Annotated in this window: 6 protein-coding genes; all 6 read left to right on the forward strand. The window is 72.9% G+C overall.

Annotated elements, in window-relative coordinates:
* Positions 1–639, forward strand: a 639-nt coding sequence (locus ACTS11_RS01135; RefSeq protein WP_442638518.1) for a trypsin-like serine peptidase, incomplete at its 5' end; no start/stop codon positions are given.
* A gap of 116 nt (positions 640–755) precedes the next feature.
* A complete protein-coding gene (gene serS, locus ACTS11_RS01140; protein WP_442638519.1) occupies positions 756–2,048 on the forward strand; it encodes a serine--tRNA ligase in 1,293 nt (430 codons plus the stop codon).
* Complete coding sequence (locus tag ACTS11_RS01145) at positions 2,041–2,790, forward strand: hypothetical protein (RefSeq protein WP_442638520.1); 750 nt, start codon at positions 2,041–2,043, stop codon at positions 2,788–2,790. Before serS ends, ACTS11_RS01145 begins: the two co-directional genes overlap by 8 nt.
* 131 nt (positions 2,791–2,921) lie before the next feature.
* Positions 2,922–3,707, forward strand: a complete 786-nt coding sequence (gene surE, locus ACTS11_RS01150) for a 5'/3'-nucleotidase SurE (RefSeq protein WP_442638522.1) — start codon at positions 2,922–2,924, stop codon at positions 3,705–3,707.
* Positions 3,707–4,345, forward strand: a complete 639-nt coding sequence (locus ACTS11_RS01155; RefSeq protein ID WP_442638523.1) for a protein-L-isoaspartate(D-aspartate) O-methyltransferase — start codon at positions 3,707–3,709, stop codon at positions 4,343–4,345. The genes surE and ACTS11_RS01155 overlap by 1 nt, the downstream gene beginning before the upstream one ends.
* A 162-nt stretch (positions 4,346–4,507) precedes the next feature.
* On the forward strand, positions 4,508–4,911 hold a 404-nt coding region (locus ACTS11_RS01160), incomplete at its 3' end, for a LysM peptidoglycan-binding domain-containing protein (RefSeq protein WP_442638521.1).

A 4,911-nucleotide genomic window follows, 5' to 3' on the forward strand; every position in this document is an offset into this window, starting at 1 on the left:
GGACTCGCGCCGCTCTCGGCGGAGGCGAGCCTGACGGGCCTCGCCCGCCTGCGCGCCGCCAACCGGACCGATGGCGGCTGCACCGCCGTCCTGATCGCACCGGACGTGGCGCTGACGGCAGGGCACTGCGCCAGGGGCGCCGTCGCGGGGCCCTCGGCGATGCAGCTCCAGTTCCGCCCCGACCGGACGCCGCCCGCCTTTCGCGTGACGGTGCGCGCCGTGGCCTTCCACGAGGCCCACGAGCCCGGCCCGCCCACCACCGCCAACGTGCGCGGCGACCTCGCGCTCCTGCGTCTCGCCATGCCGGTGCCGCCCGAGATCGCGACGCCCCTGCCCCTCGCGGACGGCTCCGAGCCCGAGTTCGTCGCGATCTACGGCTTTGCCCGGCAGGAGGACGAGCTGCTGCGCGGCCACCCGACATGCGCGGTGGGTGCGATCGGGCCGGGGCTGCTCGGCAGCGACTGCCGCGTGGTCTCGGGCTTCTCGGGCGGGGCGGTCCTGTCGGGCGGTCCGGGCGACTGGCGGCTCGAGGGAATCGCGGTCGCCAGCGCCAACGGAGACCCCTTGCGCGCCGTCATCGCCGACCTGACGCCCTGGCCCCCCTTCGCCGGTCCCTACGCGCTCGCGGCGCCGCCCTGAGGCGAAAGGCCTTCGACTTCGCCTCGCTCGGGACGCGCCCGCGCCCCGCTGACCCTTTTCCCGCGTCCCGCCCTCTGGCATACCCGCGCGCGACGACTTGCCAGACGAGGCCGCCCATGCACGACATCCGCGCCATCCGCGAGACCCCCGACGCCTTCGACGCCGCGCTTGCCCGGCGGGGCCTTCCCGCGCAGTCGCCCGCGATCCTGTCGCTCGACGAGGAACGGCGGGCCTGCATCGGGCGGGCGGAGGCGGCGCTGGCCGAACGGAACGCGGCCTCGAAGGACGTCGGCGCGGCCAAGGCGCGCGGCGACGAGGCGGAGTTCGAGCGCCTTCGCGCCCTCGTGGCCGAGAAGAAGGACGAGATCGCCCGCCTCGAGGAGGAGGCGAAGGCGAAGGACGAGGCGCTGCGCGAGCTGCTTGCAGGCATCCCCAACCTGCCCCATGACGACGTGCCCGACGGCGCGGACGAGGCGGGCAACGTCGAGGTCCGCCGCTGGGGCACACCGCGCGAATTCGGCTTCAAGCCGAAGGAACACTTCGAGATCGCGGGTGTTGCTCCGGGGATGGATTTCGGTACCGCCGCCAAGCTCTCCGGGTCCCGCTTCGTCCTGATGCAGGGCGCGGTGGCGCGCCTGCACCGGGCGCTCTCGCAGTTCATGCTCGACGTTCACACGACCGAGAACGGCCTGACCGAGGTGAACGGGCCGGTGCTGGTGCGCGCCGAGACGATGTACGGCACGGGCCAGCTGCCGAAATTCGGCGAGGACAGCTACGAGACGACGAACGGCTGGTGGCTGATCCCGACCTCCGAAGTGTCGCTGACCAACATCGTCGCGGGCGAGATGCTGGAGGAGGCGGATCTGCCCCGCCGCTACACCGCCCATTCGCTCTGCTTCCGCTCCGAGGCGGGCAGCGCGGGCCGGGACACGGCAGGCATGCTCCGCCAGCACCAGTTCGAGAAGGTGGAGATGGTGTCGATCACGCATCCCGACGCCTCCGACGACGAACAGCAGCGGATGCTGCGCTGCGCGGAGGACATCCTCGAGCGGCTGGGCCTGCCCTATCGCACGGTCGTCCTCTGCACGGGCGACATGGGCTTCGGCGCGCGGCGGACCTTCGACATCGAGGTCTGGCTGCCGGGGCAGGACACCTATCGCGAGATCTCCTCGGTCTCGACCTGCGGCGACTTCCAGGCGCGGCGGATGAACGCGCGCTTCCGCCCCGAGGGCGGCGGCAAGCCGGAATTCGTGCACACGTTGAACGGATCGGGCCTCGCCGTGGGCCGGACACTGATCGCCGTGCTGGAGAACGGGCAGCAGGAGGATGGATCGGTCCTCCTGCCGCAGGTGCTCCATCCCTACATGGCGGGACGGACCCGCATCACGCCGGAGGGTGAGCTTGCCTGACGATCCGAGCCTCGAACGCCCCGACGACCCGAAGGACACCGCAAAGCTGAAGGCGGTGCTGGTGCTGGTCGCGACCATCGCCTTCGTGATCTCGCCGTTCCTGGCGCCCTCCTTCTCCGGCTTCGACCCCGGGCAGCTGCCGGTGCCGGTGGACGATCCGCCGATCCAGCCGGCGGGCTGGGCCTTCTCGATCTGGGGCGTGATCTATGTCTGGCTCCTCGCCTCGGCGGGCTTCGGCCTTCTGCGGCGGGACACGGACGTGCGCTGGGACCGGACGCGCTGGCCGCTGCTTCTCAGCGTCGGCGTCGGGGCCTCGTGGCTGGGCGTGGCGGCGACGGCGCCGGTGATGGCGACGATCCTCATCTGGGTGATGCTGGGCGGCGCGCTCCTCGCGCTCCGGGCGGCGCCGGTGGCGGACCGGGCGTGGCTGTCGCTTCCGCTCGGCCTCTATGCCGGGTGGCTGACGGCGGCGTCCTGCGTGGCGCTCGCCAACGTGGCGGCGGGCTACGGGCTCGGCGACGTCGTGGTGCTGAGCTGGACCGGCCTCGCGCTCGCCCTCGTCATCGCCATCGGCGTCACCCTGAAGGAGCGGGTTCCGACCTATCCGCTGGCCGTCGGCTGGGCGCTCGCCGGTGTGGTCGCGGCGAACTTCGCGGCGGCACCCGCCTTCGCGGGGGCAGCGCTCGGCGGCGTGCTCGGGATGGCGTGGCTGACGTTCCGGAGCCTGCCCGCGCGCGCCTGACCGGAAGGCTGAAGCGGAAGGCCGAACCGGACGGCAACGCCTCCGCCGCGCCGCCGCCCGCCCGCCTTGCCGCCACGCCGCCCGGAGGCTACACGCGACAGGACGGGCAAGCGACCGCGACAGGGGCCTCCATGCGCATCCTCATCACCAACGACGACGGCATCAACGCGCCGGGCCTCCAGGTCCTGCACGCCATCGCCGAGGAGGTGGCGGGGCCGGAGGGAGAGGTCTGGACCGTGGCCCCCGCCTTCGAGCAGTCGGGCGTCGGGCACTGCATCTCCTATGTCCACCCGACGATGATCGCGGAGCTCGGGCCCCGGCGCTACGCCGCCGAGGGTTCGCCCGCCGATTGCGTGATGGCGGCGCTGCACGACGTGATGAAGGACAGCCCGCCCGACCTCGTCCTCTCCGGCGTCAACCGGGGCAACAACGCGGCCGAGAACGTGCTCTATTCCGGCACCATCGGGGGCGCGATGGAGGCGGCGCTCCAGGGCCTGCCCGCCATCGCCCTCAGCCAGTATTTCGGACCGGGCAACGCCGGCCTCGAAGATCCCTTCGAGGCGGCGGCGCGGCATGGCGCGGAGCTCGTGCGGCGGCTCTGGCAGCAGGGGCACTGGGACCGGGCGGATTACCGGGTGTTCTACAACGTGAACTTTCCTCCGGTGGCGGCCCCGGACGTGCGAGGGCTGCGGGTGACGGCGCAGGGCTTCCGCCGCGGGACCGGCTTCGGGATGCAGCCGCACATCGCGCCCAACGGGAGGCGCTTCCTCTGGATCACGGGCGGGCCGCAGAACATCCCGACCGAGCCCGGCACGGATGCCCATGCCAATCTCGAGGGCCACATCTCGGTCACGCCGATGCGGGCCGACCTGACCGCGCACGAGGCGCTGGAGGGCCTGAGGGCCGCGCTCGAATGATGGATGACGCCGAGATCAAGATGCAGTTCCTGTTCCAGTTGCGCCAGAAGGGCGTGACGGACGCGCGGGTCCTGACGGCGATGGAGCGGGTCGACCGCGGCGCCTTCGTGCGGGGCCACTTCGCCGACCGCGCCTACGAGGACATGCCGCTGCCGATCTCCTGCGGGCAGACGATCAGCCAGCCTTCGGTCGTGGGGCTGATGACGCAGGCGCTCGACGTGCAGCCTCGGGACACGGTGCTCGAGATCGGGACGGGCTCGGGCTACCAGGCGGCCGTGCTGAGTCAGCTCGCGCGGCGGGTCTACACGATCGACCGCCACCGCGGCCTGACGCGCGCGGCGGAGGTGCTGTTCACGAGGCTCGGCCTGACGAACATCGTCGTCCTCACCGGCGACGGCAGCTTCGGCCTTCCCGAGCAGGGGCCCTTCGACCGCATCCTCGTGACCGCGGCCGCCGAGGACCCGCCGGGCCCCCTGCTCCGCCAGCTCAAGGTGGGCGGCGTCATGGTGGTGCCGGTCGGGCAGTCGGACGCCGTGCAGATGTTGATCCGCGTGACGCGGAGCGAAACCGGGTTCGACTACCAGGAACTCCTGCCCGTCCGCTTCGTGCCGCTGGTCGAGGGCGTGGCCGAGGACTGAGCGGGGCGGCGCCTCGCGCGGGGGCCGGGGCTGGAAAGGCGGCTCCGCTTCGGTGTAAGACGGACGGGAGGAGGCCGCCTCGCGCCCCCGGCAGGGGCGCCGCGGCCCGATGGCAGCAGACGACCAGAGAACAAGACGAGCATCAAGGACAGGACCCGCGCCATGCCCCGCCGCTTCCATCCGACCGCCCTCGGCCTTTCCGCCGCCCTGCTCACGGGCTGCGTCGGCGCGTTGCCCGACCTCGATTTCGACTTCCGCGGCAACGCGATCTCGGGCGCGCGGGTCGACACGGCGCCGCGCCCCGAGCCCGATGCGCGCGGTCTCATCAGCTACGAGAGCTACCAGGTCGCCGTGGCGCGTCGGGGCGACACGGTCGCCGACGTCGCCGGGCGCATCGGGCTCCCGCCGCAGGAACTGGCGAGCTTCAACGGCCGCGCGGCGGACGACCCGCTGCGCGAGGGCGAGGTGCTGGCCCTGCCGCGCCGCGTCGGCGGCGGCGGCGGGGCGGGGAGCGGCGTCGCCTCGATCGCGCGGGGCGCGGTCGACGAGCGGGGCGCGGGCCGCCC

Source organism: Roseicyclus sp., assembly GCF_052168335.1.
In the GTDB taxonomy this organism is placed as follows: Bacteria; Pseudomonadota; Alphaproteobacteria; order Rhodobacterales; family Rhodobacteraceae; genus Roseibacterium.

Coding starts and splice junctions, on each gene's coding strand:
- serS (WP_442638519.1), top strand. CDS start 756: ATGCACGACATCCGCGCCATCCGCGAGACCCCCGACGCCTTCGACGCC.
- surE (WP_442638522.1), top strand. CDS start 2,922: ATGCGCATCCTCATCACCAACGACGACGGCATCAACGCGCCGGGCCTC.
- ACTS11_RS01155 (WP_442638523.1), top strand. CDS start 3,707: ATGGATGACGCCGAGATCAAGATGCAGTTCCTGTTCCAGTTGCGCCAG.